The organism is Sanguibacteroides sp. AM78-02pH3A, from assembly GCF_027666085.1.
GTDB classification, from domain to species: Bacteria; Bacteroidota; Bacteroidia; order Bacteroidales; family Marinifilaceae; genus Gabonibacter; species Gabonibacter massiliensis.
In genome coordinates this window covers 184,085-209,463 of sequence record NZ_JAQEHX010000004.1, presented here as the reverse complement: position 1 = coordinate 209,463, position 25,379 = coordinate 184,085, and the positions used below count along the sequence as shown (strand labels likewise).

General features: G+C 42.3%; 24 protein-coding genes. 9 read left to right on the top strand and 15 right to left on the bottom strand.

Annotated features, from left to right (window positions below):
• The first annotated feature begins 218 nt into the window (after positions 1–218).
• The 5 genes from PGR74_RS08080 to PGR74_RS08060 all read left to right on the top strand — a co-directional run bounded on the left by PGR74_RS08080 (position 219) and on the right by PGR74_RS08060 (position 6,284).
• Positions 219–2,063 (top strand): biotin/lipoyl-containing protein, encoded by a 1,845-nt coding sequence (locus PGR74_RS08080; RefSeq protein ID WP_041502083.1) that lies wholly within the window; start codon positions 219–221, stop codon positions 2,061–2,063.
• Between the two features lie 87 nt (positions 2,064–2,150).
• Positions 2,151–3,059: an RluA family pseudouridine synthase gene (locus PGR74_RS08075; RefSeq protein ID WP_041502084.1), complete on the top strand. Its 909-nt coding sequence runs from the start codon at positions 2,151–2,153 to the stop codon at positions 3,057–3,059.
• 141 nt (positions 3,060–3,200) lie between these two features.
• Positions 3,201–3,722: an FUSC family protein gene (locus PGR74_RS08070; protein WP_041502085.1), complete on the top strand. Its 522-nt coding sequence runs from the start codon at positions 3,201–3,203 to the stop codon at positions 3,720–3,722.
• Between the two features lie 48 nt (positions 3,723–3,770).
• Positions 3,771–5,552: a MutS-related protein gene (locus tag PGR74_RS08065; RefSeq protein ID WP_041502086.1), complete on the top strand. Its 1,782-nt coding sequence runs from the start codon at positions 3,771–3,773 to the stop codon at positions 5,550–5,552.
• A gap of 42 nt (positions 5,553–5,594) precedes the next feature.
• Positions 5,595–6,284 carry a hypothetical protein gene (locus PGR74_RS08060; RefSeq protein WP_041502087.1) on the top strand — a complete coding sequence of 230 codons (690 nt, stop codon included), beginning with the start codon at positions 5,595–5,597 and terminating at the stop codon, positions 6,282–6,284.
• Here the strand turns inward: PGR74_RS08060 and PGR74_RS08055 are convergent.
• From PGR74_RS08055 to PGR74_RS08040, 4 genes are read right to left on the bottom strand one after another with little or no spacing between them, the layout of a single operon-like run.
• Entirely contained in the window at positions 6,272–6,871 is a 600-nt protein-coding gene (locus PGR74_RS08055) for an aminotransferase class IV (protein WP_041502088.1), read from the bottom strand. The genes PGR74_RS08060 and PGR74_RS08055 overlap by 13 nt on opposite strands.
• A 10-nt stretch (positions 6,872–6,881) precedes the next feature.
• Positions 6,882–7,853, bottom strand: coding sequence for an aminodeoxychorismate synthase component I (locus PGR74_RS08050; RefSeq protein ID WP_394341857.1), 972 nt, complete (start codon positions 7,851–7,853; stop codon positions 6,882–6,884).
• Positions 7,834–8,640 (bottom strand): lysophospholipid acyltransferase family protein, encoded by an 807-nt coding sequence (locus PGR74_RS08045; RefSeq protein WP_041505401.1) that lies wholly within the window; start codon positions 8,638–8,640, stop codon positions 7,834–7,836. The genes PGR74_RS08050 and PGR74_RS08045 overlap by 20 nt, the downstream gene beginning before the upstream one ends.
• Positions 8,640–9,866: an MFS transporter gene (locus tag PGR74_RS08040; protein ID WP_110688634.1), complete on the bottom strand. Its 1,227-nt coding sequence runs from the start codon at positions 9,864–9,866 to the stop codon at positions 8,640–8,642. Before PGR74_RS08040 ends, PGR74_RS08045 begins: the two co-directional genes overlap by 1 nt.
• Positions 9,867–10,010: 144 nt before the next feature.
• Here PGR74_RS08040 and PGR74_RS08035 point away from each other — a divergent pair, with 144 nt between their 5' ends.
• Positions 10,011–10,625 carry an anthranilate synthase component II gene (locus PGR74_RS08035; protein ID WP_052634334.1) on the top strand — a complete coding sequence of 205 codons (615 nt, stop codon included), beginning with the start codon at positions 10,011–10,013 and terminating at the stop codon, positions 10,623–10,625.
• A 2-nt stretch (positions 10,626–10,627) separates the two neighbouring features.
• On the opposite strand, the gene PGR74_RS08030 is transcribed toward PGR74_RS08035, so the two are convergent.
• From PGR74_RS08030 to PGR74_RS08015, 4 genes are all read right to left on the bottom strand, one after another.
• A complete protein-coding gene (locus PGR74_RS08030) occupies positions 10,628–12,259 on the bottom strand; it encodes a B12-binding domain-containing radical SAM protein (RefSeq protein WP_041502092.1) in 1,632 nt (543 codons plus the stop codon).
• A 141-nt stretch (positions 12,260–12,400) separates the two neighbouring features.
• The gene (locus PGR74_RS08025; RefSeq protein WP_052634336.1) at positions 12,401–13,246 is read right to left on the bottom strand and encodes a mechanosensitive ion channel family protein; all 846 of its coding nucleotides are present in this window, start codon (positions 13,244–13,246) and stop codon (positions 12,401–12,403) included.
• A gap of 76 nt (positions 13,247–13,322) precedes the next feature.
• Positions 13,323–13,901, bottom strand: a complete 579-nt coding sequence (locus PGR74_RS08020; protein WP_052634338.1) for an acyl carrier protein phosphodiesterase — start codon at positions 13,899–13,901, stop codon at positions 13,323–13,325.
• Positions 13,902–14,801 carry an NAD(P)-dependent oxidoreductase gene (locus PGR74_RS08015; RefSeq protein ID WP_110688635.1) on the bottom strand — a complete coding sequence of 300 codons (900 nt, stop codon included), beginning with the start codon at positions 14,799–14,801 and terminating at the stop codon, positions 13,902–13,904. It lies immediately after the preceding gene.
• 102 nt (positions 14,802–14,903) lie between these two features.
• On the opposite strand from PGR74_RS08015, the gene PGR74_RS08010 reads away from it, so the two are divergent.
• Complete coding sequence (locus tag PGR74_RS08010) at positions 14,904–15,419, top strand: C40 family peptidase (protein WP_041502094.1); 516 nt, start codon at positions 14,904–14,906, stop codon at positions 15,417–15,419.
• A 1-nt stretch (position 15,420) separates the two neighbouring features.
• Here PGR74_RS08010 and PGR74_RS08005 read toward each other — a convergent pair whose 3' ends face one another.
• Entirely contained in the window at positions 15,421–15,612 is a 192-nt protein-coding gene (locus tag PGR74_RS08005) for a hypothetical protein (protein ID WP_041505399.1), read from the bottom strand.
• Between the two features lie 46 nt (positions 15,613–15,658).
• On the opposite strand from PGR74_RS08005, the gene PGR74_RS08000 reads away from it, so the two are divergent.
• Positions 15,659–16,519 carry a PfkB family carbohydrate kinase gene (locus PGR74_RS08000; RefSeq protein ID WP_041502214.1) on the top strand — a complete coding sequence of 287 codons (861 nt, stop codon included), beginning with the start codon at positions 15,659–15,661 and terminating at the stop codon, positions 16,517–16,519.
• A gap of 37 nt (positions 16,520–16,556) precedes the next feature.
• Here PGR74_RS08000 and PGR74_RS07995 read toward each other — a convergent pair whose 3' ends face one another.
• The 6 genes from PGR74_RS07995 to PGR74_RS07970 form a co-directional block, all read right to left on the bottom strand.
• Entirely contained in the window at positions 16,557–18,989 is a 2,433-nt protein-coding gene (locus tag PGR74_RS07995) for an FAD-dependent oxidoreductase (protein ID WP_041502095.1), read from the bottom strand.
• Between the two features lie 26 nt (positions 18,990–19,015).
• On the bottom strand, positions 19,016–19,318 hold the full coding sequence (gene trxA / locus PGR74_RS07990; RefSeq protein ID WP_041502096.1) for a thioredoxin: 303 nt from the start codon (positions 19,316–19,318) through the stop codon (positions 19,016–19,018).
• A 66-nt stretch (positions 19,319–19,384) separates the two neighbouring features.
• Positions 19,385–19,678, bottom strand: a complete 294-nt coding sequence (locus PGR74_RS07985) for an ArsR/SmtB family transcription factor (protein ID WP_041502097.1) — start codon at positions 19,676–19,678, stop codon at positions 19,385–19,387.
• Between the two features lie 83 nt (positions 19,679–19,761).
• A complete protein-coding gene (locus tag PGR74_RS07980; protein ID WP_052634342.1) occupies positions 19,762–20,541 on the bottom strand; it encodes a metallophosphoesterase in 780 nt (259 codons plus the stop codon).
• Positions 20,542–20,706: 165 nt separating this feature from the next.
• Positions 20,707–21,540: a PepSY-like domain-containing protein gene (locus PGR74_RS07975; protein WP_181416500.1), complete on the bottom strand. Its 834-nt coding sequence runs from the start codon at positions 21,538–21,540 to the stop codon at positions 20,707–20,709.
• A gap of 251 nt (positions 21,541–21,791) precedes the next feature.
• Positions 21,792–23,870, bottom strand: a complete 2,079-nt coding sequence (locus PGR74_RS07970) for a cation:proton antiporter (RefSeq protein ID WP_052634344.1) — start codon at positions 23,868–23,870, stop codon at positions 21,792–21,794.
• Positions 23,871–24,063: 193 nt separating this feature from the next.
• On the opposite strand from PGR74_RS07970, the gene PGR74_RS07965 reads away from it, so the two are divergent.
• Positions 24,064–25,269 (top strand): MFS transporter, encoded by a 1,206-nt coding sequence (locus PGR74_RS07965; RefSeq protein ID WP_110688672.1) that lies wholly within the window; start codon positions 24,064–24,066, stop codon positions 25,267–25,269.
• Positions 25,270–25,379 lie beyond the last annotated feature (110 nt).

Genomic DNA, 25,379 nt, shown 5'->3' with positions numbered 1-25,379 from the left:
AAAAACAAACCCTAATTTTCTCATTTGCACACACATAGAATACAATACACAAGCAACTTCCCCCACATATTACAAATTAAAACTATTTTTCTGAATTAACAAAGGAATTGTTATTATTTCTCCTCGATTTCATTGAAAATTATTAGGATAAAAAAATAACTTTAGATATATTTGTGAAATAGTAAAATACAACACATAACAATTAATTCTTATAAAACATGGCACAAAAATTACTAATCAGAGACTTAACTCTTAGAGATGGTCAACAATCTGCTTTTGCGACACGAATGAAACAAGAACAGGTAGACCGGGTATTACCTTACTACAAGGATGCAAACTTCTATGCAATGGAAGTTTGGGGTGGTGCCGTTCCCGACTCTGTAATGCGTTACTTGAATGAAAATCCCTGGGATCGTTTGGAAAAAATCAAAGCCGGTATCGGAGACGTTTCAAAATTAACCGCTTTGTCGAGAGGTCGTAATCTTTTCGGTTATGCTCCATACACGGATGAAATCATCGAAGGTTTCTGTAAAAATGCTATCGAATCCGGACTTGGGATCATGCGTATATTCGATGCGTTGAATGATGTCAATAACGTAAAATCGACCATTAAATACGTGAAGAAATACGGCGGTATAGCTGACTGTGCAGTTTGCTACACCATTGATCCGAAGTATCCGAAACTCAGTTTAATGGATAAATTGAAGGGAAAGAAAAACCCGGAACCGGTGTTCACCAACGCTTATTTTTTAAACAAAGCCAAAGAGATGGAAGCTCTCGGGGCTGATATGATCACTATTAAGGATATGAGTGGTCTGATCAACCCGGCCCGGATTGCAGAGTTAATTCCGTTATTTAAACAAAATCTGAAAATTCCCGTCGATTTCCATACGCACTGCACTCCCGGATACGGGTTGGGAGCTGTATTGATGGCTATCGTCAAAGGAACCGATATCGTAGATACCAATATATGGAACTTCGCAGGCGGTCCTGCCGCTCCCGCTATCGAATTGATTTACATCTTCTGTCAGAAGTTAGGTATAGAAATGGATGTAAACATGGAGGCTGTAGCTAAAATCAATAAAGAACTTTACACGATCCGTAAAGAACTGGAAGCTTTCGACGCTGTTAAACAATTCCCGAAACCGTTCAATCCGCTCACGGACAAATTACCGGCGGAAGTGGATAAAGAGTTTGACAAAGCCATCGAAGCCGCAAAACAGAATAACGAAGAGGCATTGTTGAATGCCTGTCATGCCATCGAGGCTTATTTCAATTTCCCGAAACCGAACGAATTGGTTAAGAAAGCTGAAGTTCCCGGAGGTATGTACACCAATATGGTCGCTCAATTGAAGCAATTGAATGCCATGGATATATTGGAAGATGCCATGAAGTTGATCCCGACGGTTCGTTTAGCTGCCGGTCTTCCTCCTTTGGTTACGCCAACAAGCCAAATTGTCGGAGCACAAGCCGTAAACTGTGCTTTGGATATCAAAAACGGCAAACCCATGTATTCTAATGTATCCAACCAATTCGTTGCTCTTGTCAAAGGTGAATACGGAAAAACTCCGGTTCCCGTCGATCCCGCTTTTCGTCTGAAAATTGCCGGAACACGGGAAGAAACACCGTATGATACTTCAAAATACCAAATGCAGGAGAATCCCGTGTTGACGGCATTCGGAGGTGTTAAATTAGCGGAAAATGAAAAAGAAGTACTTCTGCTCGAACTCTTCCCGGCTGTCGCTAAAACGTTCCTAACCAAACAAAAAGAGGCTCGTTATATGGCTACTCATAAACAAGAGGAGACCCAATCCGCAGTCGAGGAGAAAAAAGAGGAACCGATTACAGGAAAAGTAGTTGAAGCTCCCATGCCAGGAAGCATTTTCAAGATTTTGGTAAAACCGGGAGATATCGTGGCTAAAGGACAAAACGTACTCATACTCGAGGCAATGAAAATGGAAAACAGCATTGCCACGGATTATGCCGGCAAGGTTAAACGAATCTTAACAAAAGAGGGAACAACCGTTGCAGCAGGCAGTAAACTAATCGAGATCGAGGTGTAAGCCTTCATTAAATAATTTTGAAAAGAGTGGCTTCCTTTAAGGGAAGTCACTTTTTATTATTACTTTTGCCGCAAATAACAAGGCGCCATGAATAAAACCAACCATCCCCGAAGACACAAACCTCAGATACGTCAATTTACGGTCGGAGAGGAAATTGAACTTTTGTCCTATCTATTCAAACAATTCCCGGAAAAGAGCAGAACAACCGTAAAATCCATATTGAGCAACCGACAGGTCAACGTGAACGGCCAAGTTACGACACAATTCAACGAGCCGTTAAAACCGGGGGATTATATTTCCATAAACATGGAAAAAGGAAACGTTGAATTTTCCAGTCCGCATATGGACATGGTGTATGAAGACTCCGACCTTATTGTTATCAATAAAAAGAGCGGTCTACTCTCCATGGCTACCCAAAATGAAAAAAAGAAAACAGCCTATCATATTTTAAGTGACTACGTCAAATCCATTGATCCACAGAATCGTATATTTATCATCCACAGATTAGACAGGGAAACCTCCGGTTTAATGATGTTCGCCAAAAATCAGCAAACACAGGAAAGAATGCAACAACACTGGAACGAAATGCTTCTTGAAAGGAAATACGTGGCCATTATTGAGGGGGAACCGGAAAAAGCGGAAGATCAGGTATCGACCTATCTTCAAGAAAATGAAGCCATGAATGTTTATACCTCCGACCGGGGAAAATGGGCCGTTACCCACTATAAAGTAATTAAATCCAATCGTCAGTACTCATTGGTTGAACTGGAATTGGAAACCGGACGCAAGAATCAGATCCGCATTCACATGGCAGAAATAGGACATCCCGTAACCGGAGACACCAAATACGGCGCACGCAATAACCCGATTAACCGTTTAGCCTTACATGCCCGTCAATTGAAATTCATTCACCCCTCAACCGGTCAGGTTATGAATTTTAGAACAGATGTTCCGAAACGTTTTAGTCTGCTCGTAAAGAACCGAACAGGTAATTAACGAAGTACCTGTTCAATTCGTATCTACGGTTAAATCCGCTTTAATCACTCTACCCGCTGATATTCCGAATCCTCTCGGTCTCCAGGAAGATTAAAGATCAAAAAGTGCAACTTTTCATTAAGTCTGACGATACAAGAGAGTATGAAACTTCGGGTAAAAACTATCTTAACCCGTATTAAACCGGGTTCGGCTATCGCAAAAGGCATCGTGGTACTACTCTCTTGTCTGCTGGGAGCATACATCACGGGAAGGTTCCATGAAGGTTCCAAATATATGGGAGCAATGCTTGCCGCCATTTCCGGAATTGTGGTGCTTCAAGATGATTTCAAGACATCCATCCACCAGGGATGGTTGCGAGTTGCAGGCACGTTTATCGGAAGTTGTATCGCTTACGCCTATCTTACCTGGTTTCCTTTTACCATTACAGGAATGGTGATCTCCGTACTCATTCTCGATTTGTTATGTATGGCGATCGGACTTCCTGACGGCAGCAAAATGGCCGCCATTACCTTAGTAGTAATCATGATTGTCTCTATCATGTCACCGGATATTTCTCCCCTGCTAAACGGTCTGTTGAGATTTACGGAAGCGACCGTCGGGGCCCTGATTGGAATTACCCTGGCCTGGATATTGCAACGTATCCCTGCTAAAAAAGGCTCCTGATCTCATTTATTACTCATTTTGAATTATCTTTGTAAAAATCCCATATCCATGCATGCAGAATTATATTATCAAGATAAAATAGCAGAAGCGACCTCACAGGTAAAGAAATTGAAAGCAACGCGTAACTACATTACATTTACCAAGATCATACTCTTTTTACTGATCATCTACTTTTTATATTCCCTGCTTACGACGGGAAACCTTTTTGCATTATACACCGGAATTCTTTCCATAATACTCTTCGTCTATATCAATTATACGGAAACCAAATTGTTACAAAAAATAACCTACTATACCGAATTACGTCATGGTGCAAAAATAGAGGTAGAGTACTTGGCGGGAGATTCGACGCACCTGCCTAAGGGAGACAAATTCAAAGATCTATCGCATGCCTACTCTCACGATTTGGATCTATTCGGAGAAAACTCGCTTTTTCAATCCGTCAACCGGACGGTTACCCCTAACGGGACTCAAAAACTCTCCGAGTGGCTGTGTTCCCCTCTAAAATCTAAAGAAAGAGTGCTACAAAGACAACAAGCCGTTCAGGAGTTAAGCGAAGATCCGGACTGGTGTCACAGTTTCAGAGCTATCGGTGTCAGCCATAAATTATCCGGTATCGCCATAAAAGAGATTCGGGAATGGTCCGAAGAACAATTACGACTCCCTACCGCCATGCTCCAACTATCCTACTATCTTCCGATAGTGACAATAGCAGGCTGGAGCTTATGTCTGTTTTCAATCATACCCTTTTCTTTACCGCTTTTATTATCGTTTATTCAATTAACGATCGTTCTCTCTTCCGCGAAAAAAATAAACCGGGTCCAACACCAACTGGATCAATTTATCCATTCGTTCAGCAATCTTCACCGATTGATGCAACACGTTCGATCCAAACAGGTAGATTCGGAGCGACTGAAAGAGATATATTATAAACTATACGAGCAAAAATACAACGCAGAAGAAGCATTCCGTTCGCTTCACAAAACATCGGAAAGTTTTGACCAGCGGGGCAATATATTAGCCGCCATACTGTTGAACGGACTTTTCATGAAAGATGTTCATCTTATCCGCCGATTAACTAAATGGAAGGAAAAATATGCCTCCTTCATCCCGGAATGGTTAGAATCAATAGGAGAATTGGATGTATTCGTGAGTCTCGCCAATTACCGCTTCAACCATCCCGATTACATCTTTCCCATTCCCGACGACGAGGTTATCTTACGCGGAGAAGCAATAGGTCATCCGATGCTCCCGGCATCGCAACGGATTGTCAACGATTTCCAGGTAGCACGTTTGCATGAATTCTATATCGTCACGGGAGCCAACATGGCAGGAAAGAGCACGTTTTTACGCACAATAGGCACTAACCTGATTTTGGCTAATTGCGGTTGCGTCGTATGTGCCAAAACCTTCCGTTTTCAGCCCATAGCTATCTTTTCAAGCATGAGAACTGCCGATAATCTGGCTAAAGGAACCTCCTATTTCCACGCAGAGTTATTGCGTCTGAAGCAATTGGTCGAAACTGCCGAAAAAGAAGATAAACTCTTTATTATTTTAGACGAAATTTTAAAAGGAACTAACTCGGTCGACAAATTGAACGGCTCGCGCCTTTTCCTACAAAAATTGCTATCTCTTCCTGTTTCCGGCTTAATTGCAACCCACGATTTAGAATTAGGAAAGTTGGCGGATGTATTTCCTCGGCACTTTATCAATAACTGCTTTGAGATCGCACATTCCGGAACGGAAATAAGTTACGATTACAAATTAAAGCCGGGAATCAGCCAAACAATGAATGCCTCCATTCTTTTAAAGAAAATGGGACTGGTATAACTTTATTTTTGTCATTCCGTTATACCCAGAAAACGAAATGATATGAATACAATACAAATCGTAAGCATTTGCTTCATCACCCTTTTTTTGTCGGGTTGCAAACCACAGAAAACGAAAGAAGAAGAACAGCCGAAGCATACTACTTTTCCGGCACAAACAGAATTATCCATACCACATTATTTTAACGGAGAGTTTTCGCTCATACGGGAACATCCGGTTCTCACGGACTGTGCCACAGGAAACCGATTAACAATCACCATGGACAGCATCGCGAAAGAGGTTATCGAAAAATACCGAAAAATTCAAAAGGGTACAAACACAAGTCTATTAGGGGTGTTCGAAGGTTCACTCTCTTTCTCGAACGATATCGAAAAGAATCAAACACTCCAATTGACACTGACCGATTTTATTCGTTTCGATACGGTAAACGATTGCGATCCGCAAAGAAAGATTACCGGTGAATACGTGGCATTAATTCCTAATCGACAACAACCGACAGATAAATTTACCCTGAACCTTCATCCGGATTATACTTATACCTTCACCATTTTCAACATGTTGTCTAACTCTACCCGGAAAGCAAAAGGGTATTGGTATCAGTTATCCGAAGATATGATCGCTTTAGAAATAACACCCCTTACCAATTACCGGAACAAAGCGTATATCAATTACAGTACAAAAGAGCTTACCTTTATCAACAGCAAACGAGTATATCACCATCAAGAAGAGTAGATCCGCTCCACGGGAACATATACTTGATCCGACAAATCGATCATGGCATTGATCAAAAATACCCCTTGATAACGGGTGAGATCCGCAACACGAATCTCTCTTTCACGGACAATCCCTTCCCGCAACAGACGCTGACGCCGGGTTCCGTTCAACAAGAAAGCGGAAGGAGTATAGAGACCGTCGCAGGCTCGAAAGACAACATTTGAAAATGAAGTGTCTGTTATCTGCCCTTGTTTCACGATCAAAACCTCATCACGATCTCCCCGACGATCAGACAATCTCTTTAAAGCATCCCGGTCCGTAGACTTAAAAGGGTAAACAATCTCGTTGTCCTCCACTAATTTCAAACTGGCAATTTTCCGAATATGATAAGGAATAAATTCCACTTCCCGAATAACATAATCGTAAATAATCCGACACTTTACAACCCCCTCCCGTAAATCTTCGGGAACTATCAATTCATCCGGTATGAAAACGATTTCCCGTCTGAAAAAAACAACAGAGGTCTCTTTCATTCGAGCCACATGGAATGAAAAATTACAAAATTCACCGTCAATCACTTGTATGGTCTCAATAAATGCAGACATCCGTTTCCCGTTAAAAAGGTAAATACACTTTTTCCAATACCTCCTCGTATTCACTTCGGCAAGAACTATTGATCGTTATTCCTCCTCCGCTACGAAAATAACGTTTCCTTCCCTTCTCCTCTATAAAACGAATCATCACGGCCGTATCCAAACGCTTCCCGTCGTACAAGCCAAAAACTCCCGTATAAAATCCCCGCTTTTCTCCCTCGGCACGAGATATAATACGTAACGTAGCAGGTTTGGGTGCTCCCGATATGGAACCGGCCGGTAATAAGTCAAACACGATATCTCCCAAGAAAGTTTCATAATGTTCCGGCAAACGGCCCGTAATCTCCGAACTGACCTGCAGGATATCCCCATTACTGGTATGTAAGCGATCCACGTATCGAAAACGTTCCAGTCTTACTTGTTCCGACACCCGATTCAAATCATTACGGATCAAATCCACTATCGTATTGTGTTCCGAACGCTCTTTATAGTCGGATAATATCACCTCTTCGGCAAAAGGAACAGAAGCATCGATAGTCCCTTTCATCGGGTTGGAAGAGATCCTGCCCTCCTCTATCAACACGAAACGTTCCGGGGAGAAACAAACAAAATTCTCCGGTATACATAACCGGTACAAAGCGTGACTTTGATGAAATATCTCCACCAAAGACCAACAGGTCTCGACCTCTGTTGCCACCGTCAGGTTCGATAAAAAGGAATCCCCCCGCAACAATCCTTTCCTTACCTCCCTGAATTTACGTTCGTACTCCTCGAAAGCAATCGGATTTTTCACTAATGCTTTTTGCTCACCGTTTATCTTAGCACGCTCCACGTTAGAAACTCCCCGTACATCAAAAAGAATATTTTGTTGTTCCAAGGGACTCTCGATAAAAAAACCGCGAGTCAATTCAAAATCAACCCCGAAAAGAAAAGAGGATCCGGATGCTCCGGCCCGATTCATTAATTCTTTGACTTTATTCGCTGATTCCATCATATTTTTGGGGGTCTGCTCCCTTTATATGTTCCGGTAATTTACGTTTTAAAGCGGGAGAATAAAAAAAATGCTTCAAAAACAGGACCGGCTCCGGCCCTTCCGCATTATAAAAACTCTCCAAATAACGATTGAACTCCTGACGACTCACTGCCGCTCTCCCGCATCCCGCATCGGTAATATCATAAAAACTGATCGTAACATCCCTTCGCGGCAAAAAAAACAGGCCATTAGCCAAAACATAAAAAATTCCCTTCAAATAAGTCCATAAAAAGTTAGGAGATTCCCCGTTCCAAGCCTTGGACCACATGCTACCCCATAATCCCCGAATACGGACGCCGATGATACGGGTATTCTCCGGCAATTGCCGGCATACTTGCCAGGCACTCTGTTTATTATAAATCCGTTCATACCCTTGACCGGCCAATTGGCCCGCCGGATAAATCAACATACTATGACCATGGGCGAGAGCCTCAAGTACGTTTTTATAAAGATTGGCAACCACCTCTATCCCTTTCCGGCTTTTTTCCAGATCCGGAACGGATACGACGCCCATCAAACGAAATATCGGCTTCAATATCCAAACTTTACAATAAGCTTCCGTCACCAAAGGGGAAGCTTTCGTGTATTTATATAAATGAGCAAAAATCAATTGAGGATCAACCGTTGCCTGATGATTTGGCAAAAACAATTTCGTTGAAGAAGAAGTTAAATGTTCGGTTCCCTCCAATTTCACTCTATACCTCAATGCCAGCAGATAACGATATATAGCAGCAAACACTCTTACCATTATTTCCGTATTTTTAAATTCTTAAATCTCCCTCTCATCTCTTTCACCTGCTTATACAAAACAAAAGTCATGAAAAATGTCAACGTAGCTAAAAACAAAAATATATATTTGGTATCCCATAACATCTCCATCGTTCCGAAACAACCCGAGGCAACAAGCATGAATAAAAAGGTGATCAGATTGGAATAAGCCAACATGTCTCCCAACTCCCTTCCTTTCACATTCGCTTGTATCCAGGCATCCAAAGGCACTTTATACATCCCGCTGCAAAAAGCAGCTGAAAATACCAACAAGGCAAAAGCAATTCCTTGCAGATCAAACAAGAAAATAATGGCAAAAGCAATTCCTGTCATCATCCCACCCCACGGAACCAATCCCAATTCTACCTCCCCGTGAGAAAACACTCCCGCCAGATAACACCCCGCTCCGATCCCGATAGCAGCCAACGACATGACCATACCGGTTTCTGAATCGCTCATTCCCAACTCTCCCCGACAATAAACGATCAAGGTCATCTGAATCATCGAACCGATAAACCAGAATACAGCCAATCCCACGACAATCAGATTCAACCCTTTAAAATCACTCGCACGGATATACATATCCCGAACGAATTTAACCGGATTCAATGTTTCATGACTCTCTTTCAACGGTTCGCTCTCCCGGACCCGAATCGTTAAACTACAGCCCCATCCCAAAAAGGCAATCACAAACAACAACCCGCATAACCCTAAAATACTCACATTCTCGGAAAGAAAAGCAGCCAAGAGAGTCCCCGATAGTATTCCGACAAAAGCAAACATCTCCATAGCCCCCGATCCGAAAGATATACCTTTTTCACCTCCGATATCCCGAATCAACCCGTACTTGGAAGGAGAAAATAGCGCACTCTGCAACCCCATCAGCAAAATAGCAATCAATACAACAGAAGTAGATGTCATCAATAACCCCAGACTTGCCACAGCCATAATCCATAATTCGGCAAATTTCGCCCACACGACAATTTTGTGCTTCTTATAAATCTTGGCCAACCGACCGGCCAAAGGGGAAAACAGCAAATAGGGAATCACCAAGGCGGCGGATGCTGAAGTAACGACCATCGACTCATGCTCCTTTCCGACCCAAGCAATACATATAAAACACGCCAAAGTCTTCAGGAAATTATCATTCAATACCCCCAAATAGTTTGTAAAAAAGAGAGGTAACCAATTTTTATTTTTACTCATAATCCGAATTTATCGCATCATTTACCTTTATCACCCCCGCGTTTCGGGCCAAAGGTATTTAATTTTATCATTCAAACCGATGAAAAAAACTAAAAATAGCCCTGTTTTCTCTATTTTTGTCTCCCGTAAAAGGGAGCTTCAAGCATGAAAAATATATTGGTAATCGACAATTACGACTCATTCGTGTATAATCTGGTCCAACTCCTGAAAGAAAACGGGAAATGCAGATTCGATATCGTTCGAAACGATCGCATTGATTTCACTCGACTAAGCCGATACGACGGCTTACTGCTTTCTCCCGGCCCGGGAATACCCGCTGAAGCCGGGGATCTGCTTCGTGTCGTCAATCAGTGCAAAACGACTCATTCGATTTTAGGAATCTGTCTGGGACACCAGGCCATTGCGGAAAGTTTCGGTGCAAAATTAGAACGATTGCCCTTCCCCAAACACGGACACGAAAGCCCTTTAATCATTCAAGATACCGAAGATCCGATTTATCGTAATCTTCCGCCCCAGGCTGTTATCGGGCGCTATCACTCTTGGACGGTAACCCCTTCTACCCTCCCTCCTCCTCTTAAAGTCAGCGCTATCGATGAAGAGGGACATATCATGTCCTTTTATCACCCGGTCCTCCCCATTCATGGTTTGCAATTTCATCCCGAATCCATCATTACCAACATCGGCTCTCTCCTTATTAACAATTGGATAAACAGAATAAAAATCCAATGTAATCCTACACAAAGATACCTTTCTTTCTAAAACTAATTTCTGGCTATAAAGAGCGGTTTGGATTGTGACTTGCTCCTGTCAAATCCGAACCAGTACGTTTCGGTTTCAAAGGGGAGACGATAAAGACGCATGACCTCCGTCCACTCCCCTTCCAACACCTCCAAGTTTTCCGGCAAACGGCTATCCCATGCTTCTAAACGTCTGCTCGGCTCTTTGGTAAAAGGTATTCCGGCCGCAATCCATGCCACTGCTATCTTCGGTAAATAAGAGGGATATGCCCCACTACAAAATCGATACAACAACACACCCCGTTTTTCCAGACTTAAAGGTTGTTCTAAAAGTTCCTGATCTTCAAGCCAAGAAAGAAACTCTTCCAAAAAACAAGGATGATCGGTGACGAGCTGACGAATCACTTTTTGCCAAGCCAGAGCGTTATAAAAACCGTCTATCAAACGGGAAAGCAGGCGAGCTCGTCTCAAGTCGCCAACAGACATGACCGGCGTTTGTAAAACTTCATAAGGAGGATCCGGCGAATAGATTATTCCCCACTCTTCAGCTCGTTCTCGCATCACCGTTCCCGGTAACAATTTCAATAATTCCAACTGGATCTCGCTTGTCCCGAAAGAGACCAAGGTTCTCACGTCTTCAACTATTTCCCTAAGGGAATATAAAGGTAAACCCGCTATCAAATCCGCATGTACCACGAGATTAGAAAGAGAGGACAAATAACGCAAACCTTCCAAAGCGGCTTCTATATTCCCAATCCTCTGACACGTCTTCAATACCTTTTCCCGTAAACTCTGTATTCCGGCTTCCAAATGCAACAAATCTTCCGGCATCTCCCGGAGCAAGTTCATTACCTCTTCGGAAAGCAATGCCGGATGAATTTCCAGATGAAAATGCATTTTTCCGGCATATTCCCGGAACAAAGACAGAAGTTCTACGGCACGTCGGGAACTCCCGTTAAAAGTACGGTCCAGCAACCGGATGTCCCGGATACCCCTTTTCCGAATAAGATCCAACCTCTCCCGGATACGCTCGACAGGTAAGGTACGTACCGGCTTCTCTCCTCCGCTCACGCAAAAAGTACAGGTATTAAAACACCCTCTGGTCGTTTCCAACTGCACGAAAGGTTTAGTCCAATCAAAAAAAGTACTTTGCTCCGGCAAAGCCAAACTGTCAAAAGCTTTAATCTTAGCGATACCATTATCCCGATACACCCCTGCTTCATTCAACCAACACAATCCGATAATCTCCTCCCATCTATCCGGTCGCTTATACACGGCTAACCATTCGTGAAACCCTACTTCTCCCTCCCCCCGAAACACGCAATCGATAAACGGATAGGTTCGCAAATAAGCCTCGTTATCACCCAACATCTCCGGTCCTCCCAATATAACAATACAATCCGGCAACAAAGCCTTTACCCGAATAATAATTTTACGCAATACTTCGTGAGTAAATAGCCAAGCCGTGGCCGCTAAAACTTGCGGAGCATACCCGACGATTTCCGTCACAACACTCCCCACGTTCGAATTGATCGTAGCCGAAACCCGACACCACTCCACATCAATCTCCGTCCCCGGTTGCTGAGCGTGAATCGCCGGTAAAGCCAATGAAGAATGAGCGTACGAAGAGTTTAAATCCAACCAGAGTAATCGCATAATCCTGTTTTATTCTTTCACAAAGATAGACGATCTAAAGAAAAAACACGATCTATTGCCTCACAAAAAAGCCATTCGTTTTGACGAATGGCTTTTTGATTATAAATTGTAAATTAATAACCTCTCAACCTGCAAGTCGTTTTATTTCGTTCCATGCACGTGAACATCCATCTGCGGGAACGGAATATTCAGGTTCTCCCGAGCGAACGTTTTATAAACTTTCTCATTCATATCAAAAAATACCCCCCAATAATCGGCGGCATTTACCCACGCCCGTACAACGATATTGACGGAACTGTCACCCAAAGAGGTAAGAGCTATAAAATAAGCAGGGGTCTTCAATACCCGAGAGTCCTCATCCAACAATCTGCCTATAACCTCTTTGGCCTTATCGTAATTATCCCCGTATGCAATACCGAACTGCCAATCCACACGCCGGGTCTCCTCTTTAGAATAGTTTTTCATGATACCGGTAGAAAGTCCCCCGTTGGGAATAATAATGATCTTATTATCTGCAGTCGTTACAATGGTATTGAATATCTGAATCTCCTTTACCGTACCGCTTTGTCCCTGAGCTTCGATAAAATCTCCTACCTTAAAAGGTTTAAATAACAAAATCATTACTCCGCCCGCAAAATTTTGCAATGTACCGCTCAATGCCATACCGATAGCGACACCGGCAGATGCAAACAAGGCTATGAATGAACTGGTCTCTATTCCCAACACCCCGATCACGATAATGATCAACAATAAATTTAACGTGATACTTACCAAACTTTTCACAAAAGAAGATAAAGAAGCTTCTACCTTTCTTTTCTCTAGAATAGTAACCAGTAATCGATTCAATTTTTTTACAATCCAACGTCCTACAAGAAAAACGACCAATGCAATCAATAACTTTGATCCTAAGGACACTCCCAAATCAATCACTTTAGTTAAAAAAACATCCCATGACATAGCTGATGTCGAACCCAAAAACTCATTCATAATTTAATTTTTACTTCATTAAACTTTTCAATATTTCACAAATATATAAACCTTTATTTAAAACAACAAAATAAGATTATCTTGTCGCCTTGTTTAATATACAATCCTTATAACTATCAAAAAAAGTAACAGCCGAATCATTGAATACCGTATACCGATCCTTTACAAAAATAACGGCTTTATCCGGATCCACGACGAAGTTTCTGTATTTTGTCATAATAGACAACGATTCCCGTATTCCGTTTAAAGACCCGTAACGACACAACCGATTCGTGATTACAAAATGCCATAAGAATCCTTTTATCCGGGGAGGAAGTATCGCGTAATGTCTTATTAAATTCCAATAAAATCCCCATGCAAAACGTTGTAGAGACTTAGAGGTATATCTTTCAAAATTAACAGCCAAGAAATGGTCAAAAAAGATATCCGTCAACACTCCGGAATAACGTCCGAAATCAGGTCTCAATAATAAAACTGCTTCCCGAACCGCAGGATGCCCATCCGCGTATTGATCCATTCTACGATGCAAGGCGATACCTTCGCGTATACGTTCCGGATAGTGATCGTAACTTCCTTTCACCGCATCTCCGATAAAATTTCCAAGCTGAATGTCTTTATCTTCCCCGGAAAAAAGTATATGGGCCAAATAATTCATCTACTCGTCGATTTCCATGTAACGACAACAATTCTCCAACACTTTCCGGGAAAGCCGTTCCATGCATTGAGCAGAGTGTCCGGAAACCCGATCGGTAAATAATACATTTTCCAAAGGTAATAGAGAATTTTTTAAATTTCCCATTCCTACTTGATCGCACACGTAAAAATTACCTGTCCCTGCCAACCACTCGACCAAAGCCTCTCCATCGAAAGTGGGGCCCACCGATGTATTAAAAAATATCTTTCCTTCTCCAAGAGCAGCAAAGTCATCTCTTCCCAAAACAAAAGTATTTCTCGGCAAACAAGTCCCCAAAATATCCACCTGTCGTAACAACTCGTTCAATGGCAAATACATTATCCCTTCCCGTTCTGCCTCCTGTTTACGACGACGATTATAGTAATACACCTCCGCTCCTAAAAACTTCAATCCTTTGGCAATCATACTCCCCGTTCGTCCCAAACCAATTATCCCGACTTTCAACCCGGTCAGCTCGTAAGCCTCGTCTCTCCACCGTTGTTTTCCGAAACCATGCAACAGCCGAACCAATTCGCTAATCACGTATTCGACAACCCCTTCATCCCCATAATCGCAAATTCCGGTCACCATAATTCCATGCTCCCGGGCCGCCACCACATCGACATTCGCACTCTGTTCACTATATAAAGTACAACACATCCCTATATATCGAATAGAAGGACATGCTTCTATCACCTCCCTGCCAATCCGGGTATTGTAGGATACCAATACCCCCTCGGCATCAGCAATACGCTTTACGAGAACCTTATTATTCTCCGGTATATCCCCGTATACATCGACCTGACGGGCAAACTTTCTCAAACCCTGTATAGCCCAGGGTCTCAATCCGGTAGAATCTACTATCACGATCTTCTCAAACATACTTTTTACATTAACAAGGCAAAATTACAAAAATCCTTGCTGAAAGAGGATCGTTTTTAAGAATGAAATTTATTACATTTGTCCTAAAGTTGCGATCAAATCATGAGATACATACTATTTATTGGATTTCTATTCATATGGGCCACTTTTTCTTCTTGCGGTACAAACCGGCAATTAGCCTTCAATAAGCAACAAACGGCACAACTGTCCCGGAAACTCGGATTCACCGTGAATCGGAAAGACGACCTACCTCTACTCGAAGAGGTTACCACCTGGTTAAGAGTACCTTATCGATACGGGGGAACTACTCGGACCGGAGTTGATTGTTCCGGTTTTGTCGGGGCCGTTTATAAAAATGTATATCACAAAAAATTAGAAAGGACCGTTGCGCATATTTTCCAAAAAGACTGTAGGCGTATCGGAAAACATAAACTAAAATCCGGAGATCTGCTTTTCTTTACCCTTTCGAAGAAAAAGAAAAAAAGACTGACACATATGGGTATCTTCCTAAAAAACGGTTATTTTGCCCATGCCAGCGTATCCAAAGGAGTCATCATCAGTCACCTGAGTGACCCTTATTACAAAAAAGGTTGGAAAAAATCCGGACGGGTATGGTAATTTATCCCTCGTTTTCCTGTCGATACGAATAGAAAACAAATCTACTAATGAGCGGTGACTCCTGGTATACATTCCATTCCGCTTCCACTGAAAGATCAAACACCAAATTCATCTCCCATCGACCTCCGGAATATTCCGTGTTAACCATAGCAGTCGGTTCCGTTATGGTTTTCTCTTTTAATATATTCTCCAACCAAAACTTTCACTACCTTTGGATATATAAAAACAAGAATTACTTCATGAACGGATTATTTATAGGCTTATCAACCATAGATCTGATTTATTACGTTGAAAGAACCGTATATGCTAACGAAAAGATAAACGCAAAAGAGATTGTATTATCCGGCGGCGGACCAGCCTATAATGCCGCCGTCACATTTTCGGCATTAGGAAACAAAAGTCTCTTGATTAGTGGAATAGGCCCTTCTTCTCTTTCAACTATTATTCATAAAGAACTAAAAGATTTCCACATCTCTTGTATCGATGGTTTTAAAGATTCTTCCCAGACACTCCCCGTATCCTCCATACAAATCACTCCTGACGGAGAACGTGCCGTATTAACCAATTCCGGTCCGCGTTCTTTACAGCCGGAACAACTACCCGGAGATATCCCTCCCGATACCCGTATCTTGTTGACTGACGGACATTATTTAGAATCGGCCATACATTTTTCCCAAATAGCTTATCAGCAAAAAATTCCTACCATTTTAGACGGGGGAAGCTGGAAAAAAGGAATGGAAAAATTATTACCATGGATCAACGTCATCATCTGTTCCGATACGTTTCGTATTCCTTCCGTTGCAGATAACTATTTGGAAAAAAAGGCTTATTTGTTTCATACTGGCCCCCAAAAAGTAGCTTTTACACGTGGAGCAAACTCCGTTCTGGCTTTCGAGAACGATCTGCAAACAGAGATTACCGTTCCCGACTTCCCCGTTGTCGATACCTTAGGTGCGGGAGATATTTTCCATGGAGCCTTTTGTCATTACTATATAGAGCATTTCAACTTTTTAAAAGCTTTAAAACAAGCCTCCGAAATAGCCAGTCTCTCTTGTAAATATAAAGGAACCAAAGCTTGGATCGATCAGTTAAACAAATAAACAGGTCAAGACGAGATCGTTTTGACCTGCTCCCTCATTAAATGAATAAATTCACGTTCGCCTCCTCCGCCCTCTCTAAATAAGTCGCCACACCTCCCACATTCACTCCCTCCAACAACTCTTCCGGCCCTATTCCCATGACCTCCATCGACATCTGACAAGCAATGAATTCCACTCCACTTTGTCGGGCCTGTTGAATTAAACTCTCCAGAGAATCGATCTTTTTACTCTTCATGATCCTTCTCATCATCCAACTTCCCATACCGCCCATATTCATTTTAGACAAAGACAGCTTCTTACTATTCGAGGGAAGCATCCAACCGAACAACTTTCCGACCCAATCCTTTTCCGTCCTTCCCGGATGCTCTTTTTTGATCACGTTCAATCCCCAAAAAGTAAAGAACATCGTCACTTTACGTCCCGTCGATACCGCTCCGTTAGCAATGACGAACGATGCAATGGCCTTGTCCAAATCGTCACTAAAAACAATCAATGTTTTATTATCAGCCAGCAACCTCTCTTTCTGCCGGAAAGAATCGCCTTTCTCAACAACAGCCGTAATAATACCTTTTTCCCGTTGCAAACTTACCACCTGATTTCCGGTCATCTTGGCCCACGAAACCACATCCCGATAAAAACCATTATCCGTTGCGGTTATCTTCATCCGCTCTCCAACCTTGAGATGCTCAATTTCTCCCTTCAATTTCATCACAGGCCCCGGACACTGCAATCCGCAAGCATCAATCGATACAGTTTGAGGCTCTTTCGCTTCTTTTTTCTCTTCCGTATTTGTTTCTGGCTTCGCCTGAACACTACTACCTTGTTCCTGTATAGCCATCCTGTAGGTTTTCAAACCTCCGTTTAAATTCATAACCCGAAAACCTCTTTGTGAAAGAATCCGGGCGGCAATGTAACCCCTGAGTCCGACGGCACAAAAAACGACAATCGGCCGATCGGGGGTAATAGAATCGATCTCCTGCCTCAAACGATCCAATGGAATATTTATAGCTCCGGGAATACTTCCTAATACATATTCATCCGGCGTGCGAACATCAAGCAAAATAAACTCCCCTTTCCGGACCTCTTTTAAGTTACGCCACTCTATGGTTTGTACCTTACCGCTCCACAAATTATCTGCCGCAAATCCAGCCATGTTTACCGGATCTTTAGCGGAAGAAAACGGCGGTGCATAAGCCTGCTCCAATTCCGCCAAATCGAACACGCTACCTCCACCACGTATGACCGAAGCCAACATCTCCAGTCGTTTATCCACCCCCTCATACCCCACAACCTGTCCTCCCAGCAAACGTCCTCCCTCCGGAGAGAAGTTAATTTTGATCATCAAGGGCATAGCTCCCGGATAATACCCGGCATGGGAAGAAGCATGGATGATCACATTCTGATAAGGAATACTATTTTTCTCCAACAATTTAGCCGCAACCCCGGTACTGCCGACCGTCATATCGAACACCTTGGCAATAGCCGTATTAATAGCACCTTTATAGGAATACCGATTCCCGTATACCATATTGTCAGCGCATATCCTTCCCTGTTTATTCGTCGGACCGGCTAAAAAAGACAACGAAGGACGCCCAGTAACGGGATTCGGAAACTCAATGGCATCTCCGACAGCATAAATATCCGGATCAGAAGTTTGTAAATACTCGTTTACCCATATCCCGCCGGTCTCTCCAACCCTCAAACCCGCCATCGAGGCCAACCGATGATCGGGACGCACACCAATGGAAAGCAAAACCAACTCCGTTTTTAATCTATCCCCGCTACGCAACGCGACCAAAATAGTTTCTTCCTCTTTCTCGAAAGAGACCACAGCCTCTTCCAACCGCAAATTTACTCCCTGATCCTTCAACTCCTGATGAACAAACGTAGCCACTTCGTAATCTACAGGCGTCATAACCTGATTTGCCATCTCTACGACAGTCACTTCGATCCCCTGTCTTTTAAGATTCTCGGCCATTTCCAAACCGATAAAGCCAGCCCCGACAATCAAGGCCCGTTTCACGCGATGTTCCCCTATAAACGTTTTTATCCGGTCCGTGTCGGCTACGTTACGAAGGGTAAATATACCCGGATGCTGAATACCATCCAACGGAGGAAGAACCGGTTCCGCTCCCGGAGAAAGAACCAGTTTATCATAAGTCTCTTCATATTCTCTTCCTGTTTCAATATCCTTTACAACCACCTTCTTAGCATCCGGCAAGACATCCGTAACCTCCGACTTCACCCGCACACCTACCCGAAAACGGGCAGCAAAACTCCGAGGTGTTTGCACGAATAACTTCGAACGCTCGTCTATCACATCCCCGATGTAATAGGGCAAACCACAATTAGCATAGGAGATATATTCCCCCTTTTCCAATAGAATAATTTCCGCCTCTTCATCCAACCGACGCAACCGAGCCGCAGTCGACGCTCCACCGGCAACACCCCCGATAATAATATATTTCATAACTCTCTTCCCTATTTATAATTTTCTTACAAGTACTTCTCGATAATCTGCTGTAACTGGTTGGCCGGAACTACACCGCTATTATTCCATAGTACCCGTCCTTGCTTAAAAAGCATTAGTGTCGGCACCGATTGTATATGATAAGTATAAACAGGCTGACGATTGGCAGGAACGTCAACATCCACCTTTACGATTGTTATCTTGTCGCCCAAGCGCTTTTTTAAATCCTCCAAAACAGGATGCATCATTTTGCAAGGACCGCACCAGGTCGCATAAAAATCAACCAATACCAATTTATCTCCTTGAATCAACTCGTTAAACTTTTCCATAATCTTATCTAATTTAAATTTATAATATCAAATACATAAACATACATTTATATAATAAGGTAAAAATTATTCCGAACACTTCATCATACACCGCATGGCGTTCGTGATACGGTCATCTGCCAATCGATAGTAGGCATTCCGTCCTTCCCGACGAATTAACAATATCCCTTTAGCCAGCATATCCGTCAAATGATGCGAAACCAATGCCTGACTACACTCCATCTTTTCACAAATTTCAGAAACACTCAACTCGGCATTTCTCGAAAGCAGGCATATGATATTCAATCGATTCGGATGAGCGACAGCTTTCAATACATAAGCCATCTTCTCTAATTCTTCCCTCGTTAAACAATGTTCCATCTGTATATTCTTTCATTTAATAATACAAATATATAAACATATATTTGAATATACAAGTAAACGCAAAAAAAAATTTTACGCGATTATACCTCAACGAAAGCATCCAATTGAAAATTAAGATGCTCATCGTATTTCACGTAGCCCAATTGATTACATAATAATTTCGTTCCCTCTATATCGACTTCCGGCATATTGGAATGGGAGTGCCCGTATATCCAATAATCAATCGGATATTTTTTTATAAAATCCTTCAACTCCACGACAAAAGCCGAAGTTAAAACGCCATCTTTAAACTGGGGAGGATTACAATAATAGGTCGGTACATGATGAGAAACTACGACTCTTTTATTCGCCGTACTTTTCTCTAACGCTTTGTTTAAAAAACATAAACACTTCTCGTGTACTTTATCATAATCGACAGCAGCAAAGGGGCGACCGGAATAACAGATCCGTTGACAGTCCATCATACCGTATTCGACATCCCACAACATCTCTTCCGGAACGGGTGACCATAAGGTGGTAAAAAAAAGTTCCGCCTTCCCGATCCGTACACTCCGATTATTAATCCACCTTACATTCGAACGAACTTCCATGACAAAACCTTCCAGTACATTCGCCAAGTCGTATCCCCCGTAAAATTCATGATTCCCCGGTACGACATACACCTGTTCATAATGCTCGGAAGCCCAATCCCAAAAAGGATGACGATTCAAACGCCGATCTTTGATGTAGCTAACATCCCCGGCTAAAACAAGCATATCTCCTCTAACGATCAAAGGGATCTCCTCCAGAAACTTTGTATTCTGACTGAATTCCAAATGTAAATCAGACGCGTATTGAATTTTTATACCCTCTTCTTTCATACTTTAAAGATATGAAAATTATCCGTATGGAGAGCTTTTCATCCCTTTTATAAGGCTTGTTTCAATCATCAACGTTAGTTTATACACGGAGCGAACCGGAAATTTATCTCAATAAAAAACTGCTCCAAAAATCATTTTGAAGCAGCTTTTTATCTATTTGTTAAATCAATCAAGAAATAACGATCCGTCTGCATAAATCTCGACAAACATATTCAGACTTCCGTTTTTTTGTAACTCTATCCTGTATACGTCATCCCCCGATGCGTATTCCCTGAATTCGGCTCCGATCAGAGTATACCCTACAAAAGCATTTCCTTTCAAAGTATTAAGGACAGGCTGAGGTAACTCCGTCAACAGTACTTTCCATTGAGTCTGAAGCCACGAGTTGTCCGATGCGAATAAAACCTCTTTTACCCGTCCCTCATCCAAAATAGTGACAATCTTACGCCCATCGATCAGGAAATCGGAATCAACGATGACGGACTGTGGATAATCCTTCTGAATAAAACTGACCATTGCCGTCGGTAAATCCGTAGTACTGTTGTCATCGGCCTCCCGCCTCAAATTTCCTTCCTCATCATAATAAAGCGTTCTTTCCTGTTGTCCTTGTTCCACCTCTATCCGATAGGATAAAGGCATATTCAACCGTTCCAGCATCTCGACATCTTCTACTTTCCAGGTGGAGTAAGCTCCGGCTTCAAATCCTGTCTTAACGGCTGAAGGCAATTGATTATACGACAAATCCGTTTCCGTCAATAACCATTTACCGGATTGAGAGAACCATGCTTCACAACTTTTTCCTTCAAACGTAAAATCCGCCCGGGCATACCCGTTATCCATCTTCCATTCCACATTCGAGGCCGTCGCGTATTTTGCCTGAAACGCTTCAATAACCTGTTTTCCGGGAGTATTTTTCCCTCCGTTATGATCGTCATCGCTACAAGCCGCAAAAAAAGCGAAAAAACCGATAACGACCGCCAAAATTCCATTTTTCATCATCTTCATATAGTTTATTAAATTTCTATCCGACGAAAGATAAAGCTGTCTGAAAAATACAAACAGCTCCTCTTTTGCCTGTCGTAATACTGTTTTGATCCTCTTTTTCTACAGCTCCATATCATTACGACAGCCATAAGGTATAACGAAACGGTCTGAAAAAAGTTTCTTCATACACATCATTCCTGCGACCAATATTCACTATCATCCGTCACGAGGGCGCCTTACGATAAGATTTCGAAAAAAGAGTGGTATCAAATAAAATATCGGTTATGAGAGATCTCCATTGCTTGCGAAGGATAGATAAGTACAAAACTGTTTTCCTGGAAATATTTATTCAGGTATCCCGGAACACGCCCCATATTAGCATGATAAGAAGGCCCTTCCCTGCGACTTAACACGATCCATAAATCATCATCCTTACGGATATCCCGGAACACAATTAAAAAATCTTCCCAATCTCCGAATTCTACGAATTCGGCCGCAATAGGACGTTTGGCATAAATCTCCTTCAATGCCGACAAGGTCTGTCCGGAAGCGTAAAATACGATCTTAGCTCCCGTATTGTTGGCCACCTGCCAGATCTTTGCCACCCATAAAGTAAAACCGACCTCTTTTTCCGCTTTATCCGGGACGACAACCAAATGCCGTTTTATGGTTGCCAAAGGTTGAGCCGGTTTATAAATCAAGGTCGTGGTATGACTTTGACTCAATAAACCTTCCGTTATTTTACCTAAAAACGAAGTCGAAATACCCTTCTCTTTATGCAATCCAAGTACCAGATCGGTGATGTTCCTCTCCTTAATCACCCCGATGATGGCATTTACAATACTCAAGTCATAACGAATCAAATCCTGTACATGATTATCTGCCGCAGAAGCCGTCACAACGGCCTGATTCAAAATCTTCTTCGCCCGCTTAAGTACCTTTTCGTCTGTTTCCCGACTATCCACTACATTCAAAGCATACAAACCGCTTTTATTCTTTTTTGATTTTATGACCGTACTCAAATTAACCAATTCATCCACGTTATGTTCATAGCTTACCGGAATCAATATTCGTTCAACCTCAACGCTATTATCCGAATCCGTATCGGACATATCGGCCAAAGCCAGATTCTGAGCTCCTTTCTGAGCAGAAAAAGAGGCCATCGTACAGGTTACCAATATCATTAAAATCGTACCGTTCAGTACGCTTTCATTTAACAATCGTACCGGTTCTCCCGTATCGGTATGCCCCAATATCACATTATACCCGACCATCACCGCCGCCAGGGTTGCCGCCGCCTGTGCATTACTCAAGCCGAAAATAACCCGTCGTTGGTCTACCGACATTCGAAATGTTTTCTGAGTAAGCCATGCCGCCGCGTATTTAGCGACAGTAGCCACGACTATCATCACGACACCGACCTCTATCGTTTCCCAACTATTAAAAAAAGCACGATAATTAATCAACATCCCGACCCCGATCAGGAAAAAGGGAATGAAAATAGCATTACCGACAAATACGACCCGATTCATCAATGGAGAGGTTCTAGGAATCAAACGGTTCAAAGCCATTCCGGCCAAGAAAGCACCTATAATAGACTCGATGCCCGCTACCTCCGCCAAAAAGGCTCCCAAAAATACCATGACCAATACAAAAATATACTGGGACACGCTATCCTCACAGCGCTTAAAAAACCAACGTCCGATCCATGGAAACACCAACATGACGAACAAACCGAACACCATCACGGCTATCGCCAAACGATACCAGAACATATCGTCCACACTATCCGTCGACATTCCGACGACGACCGTCAATACAAGTAAAGCCAAGGTATCCGTGATCATGGTCCCACCCACGGTCAGATTAACAGCCAGATTCTTGCTGACACCTAATTTACTGATAATAGGATAGGCTATTAACGTATGCGAAGCAAACATACTGGCCAATAAAATGGAAGTCAGCCAGGAAAAATTCAACACGTAAAGACCGACAACGGTTCCCAAGACCATCGGAATAAGAAAAGTATACATTCCGAAAATCAAACTTTTCCCGCTATTCTTTTTAAAATCTTCCAAGTCAATCTCCAAACCCGCTAAAAACATAATATAGAGTAGTCCCGCCGTACCGGAAAGAATAATGCTGCTATCCCGCAGAACCAAATTAAAACCGTTCGGACCGATAATCGCCCCCGCGATAATTAACCCCAAGAGATGAGGTATTCTCAATTTGTTCAATAGCAGCGGTGCCGCCAGAATAATAATCAAAATCAACAAGAACTTCAGAACAGGGTCTTCCAGAGGGAGCGAAAAATCCGTAATTGCCAATAATAATACATTCATCATTTTAACCTAAATATTAAATTCTTACAAACATTTACTTTCCTCGGAACCGAACAACACAAAAGTAATAAAAACCAGCTTTATAGCAGACTTTTACCCGATCAATTTTTCAAGCGGAAAAAGGCACCGGAAAAGGGACATCGAGCAGAGAAACTACGTATATTTGTACCCGCGTTTTGATCAAACTGACATGTACATGAAATCCAAAGATTATCTGCAACAAAAAATGACAAAAGACATTGTTATTTCAGTATGTGTATTCCTATCGGGATTTTCCTGCTTCGCCCAACTCTATTATTTTCAACCGCTTCTTCCCGATCTGGCCAAAGAGTTTTCCTTAACCGCCAGCCATAGCAGTTTGGCCATATCTTTCTCCACGTTAGGTATGGTTATAGGGTTATTTACCGCCATGTTTATCGCTGATCGTATTCCAAGAAAACAATTAATCAGTTGGGCTTTGCTCTCTTCTTCCATTTTTTCCGTCATTTCATCTTTTTCAACATCCTTTTTTTTCCTTGTACTATTAAGTGCCGCTAAAGGTTTCCTGCTTTCCGGAGCCACTTCCGTCTCCTTAGCCTATATTTCGGAAGAAGTCTTACCGCAAAACAAGGGAAAAATCACCGGATTATATATTGCCGGGAATGCTTTAGGAGGTATGGCGGGACGGGTCATCTCTTCTTATATCAGTGAAGAATACTCCTGGAGAATAGCCTCCGTATCCATCGGAATACTATGTGCATTTTTCGCTCTGTTATTTCTCTTTTTCAGTCCTATGTCGACCAATTTTATACCTAAAAAAGAGAATTTCAAATCCTTGATCACGGAAAATATAAAATTTATCACGGTCAAAGAGTTGGTTCCGTTCTATATCATCGGTTCCCTCATGTTAGGCATATTCGTAAGTTTATATAACTACCTGGGATTTTATTTGGTAAAAGAACCTTTTAACTTTTCTCCCAACCTGATCCATTACATCTATCTGATGTATTTGTTCGGTATTTTCGGTTCCGTCGCCACGGCAAAACTAACTTACTATTTCAATCCCGTACAGGTGTTGAAAACGACCATTCTCATCTCCATTCCCGGCATCGGGTTAATGTATATCACTGATTTTTGGATTGTCACGTTAGGATTAGCCATCCTTACCTTCGATTTTTTCGTCATACACGTCATCTGCAATCGTATCGTCAGCGAATACAACGTGATGAAACGTTCCGTCACGATCTCCATTTACCTTTTAGCCTACTACCTCGGTTCCAGTTTCTGGGGATCGGCCACGGGTATCGTATTAGACAAATGGGGATGGCAATACTTTTTAGCAGGACTTATCGTTTTACTGCTTATTCTTTATCTTTTCGCCAAACAGGGAGAAAAAGTCACGCGAAAAAAGAGGCTATCTTAAAATAAACTTTCGAATCAGACGCTATTACACCCTGTTTGTAGCTGCTCCCATTCACGATCAAAAAGAGGGAAGCAAACAATACCCGATAACCCATTTTGAGATCTTCTAAT

Excerpts from the sequence above, each read along its gene's own strand:
- PGR74_RS08080 (WP_041502083.1), top strand. The coding sequence starts at position 219 with ATGGCACAAAAATTACTAATCAGAGACTTAACTCTTAGAGATGGTCAA.
- PGR74_RS07980 (WP_052634342.1), bottom strand. The coding sequence starts at position 20,541 with ATGAAAGAAGAGGGTATAAAAATTCAATACGCGTCTGATTTACATTTG.
- PGR74_RS07975 (WP_181416500.1), bottom strand. The coding sequence starts at position 21,540 with ATGATGAAAAATGGAATTTTGGCGGTCGTTATCGGTTTTTTCGCTTTT.
- PGR74_RS08030 (WP_041502092.1), bottom strand. The coding sequence starts at position 12,259 with ATGCGATTACTCTGGTTGGATTTAAACTCTTCGTACGCTCATTCTTCA.
- PGR74_RS07965 (WP_110688672.1), top strand. The coding sequence starts at position 24,064 with ATGAAATCCAAAGATTATCTGCAACAAAAAATGACAAAAGACATTGTT.
- PGR74_RS08050 (WP_394341857.1), bottom strand. The coding sequence starts at position 7,853 with ATGATGGAATCAGCGAATAAAGTCAAAGAATTAATGAATCGGGCCGGA.
- PGR74_RS07995 (WP_041502095.1), bottom strand. The coding sequence starts at position 18,989 with ATGAAATATATTATTATCGGGGGTGTTGCCGGTGGAGCGTCGACTGCG.
- PGR74_RS08055 (WP_041502088.1), bottom strand. The coding sequence starts at position 6,871 with ATGTCTGCATTTATTGAGACCATACAAGTGATTGACGGTGAATTTTGT.
- PGR74_RS08015 (WP_110688635.1), bottom strand. The coding sequence starts at position 14,801 with ATGTTTGAGAAGATCGTGATAGTAGATTCTACCGGATTGAGACCCTGG.
- PGR74_RS08010 (WP_041502094.1), top strand. The coding sequence starts at position 14,904 with ATGAGATACATACTATTTATTGGATTTCTATTCATATGGGCCACTTTT.
- PGR74_RS08075 (WP_041502084.1), top strand. The coding sequence starts at position 2,151 with ATGAATAAAACCAACCATCCCCGAAGACACAAACCTCAGATACGTCAA.
- PGR74_RS07970 (WP_052634344.1), bottom strand. The coding sequence starts at position 23,870 with ATGATGAATGTATTATTATTGGCAATTACGGATTTTTCGCTCCCTCTG.
- PGR74_RS08000 (WP_041502214.1), top strand. The coding sequence starts at position 15,659 with ATGAACGGATTATTTATAGGCTTATCAACCATAGATCTGATTTATTAC.
- PGR74_RS08020 (WP_052634338.1), bottom strand. The coding sequence starts at position 13,901 with ATGAATTATTTGGCCCATATACTTTTTTCCGGGGAAGATAAAGACATT.
- trxA (WP_041502096.1), bottom strand. The coding sequence starts at position 19,318 with ATGGAAAAGTTTAACGAGTTGATTCAAGGAGATAAATTGGTATTGGTT.
- PGR74_RS08045 (WP_041505401.1), bottom strand. The coding sequence starts at position 8,640 with ATGGTAAGAGTGTTTGCTGCTATATATCGTTATCTGCTGGCATTGAGG.
- PGR74_RS08065 (WP_041502086.1), top strand. The coding sequence starts at position 3,771 with ATGCATGCAGAATTATATTATCAAGATAAAATAGCAGAAGCGACCTCA.
- PGR74_RS08025 (WP_052634336.1), bottom strand. The coding sequence starts at position 13,246 with ATGAATGAGTTTTTGGGTTCGACATCAGCTATGTCATGGGATGTTTTT.
- PGR74_RS08040 (WP_110688634.1), bottom strand. The coding sequence starts at position 9,866 with ATGAGTAAAAATAAAAATTGGTTACCTCTCTTTTTTACAAACTATTTG.
- PGR74_RS08070 (WP_041502085.1), top strand. The coding sequence starts at position 3,201 with ATGAAACTTCGGGTAAAAACTATCTTAACCCGTATTAAACCGGGTTCG.
- PGR74_RS08060 (WP_041502087.1), top strand. The coding sequence starts at position 5,595 with ATGAATACAATACAAATCGTAAGCATTTGCTTCATCACCCTTTTTTTG.
- PGR74_RS08035 (WP_052634334.1), top strand. The coding sequence starts at position 10,011 with ATGAAAAATATATTGGTAATCGACAATTACGACTCATTCGTGTATAAT.
- PGR74_RS07985 (WP_041502097.1), bottom strand. The coding sequence starts at position 19,678 with ATGGAACATTGTTTAACGAGGGAAGAATTAGAGAAGATGGCTTATGTA.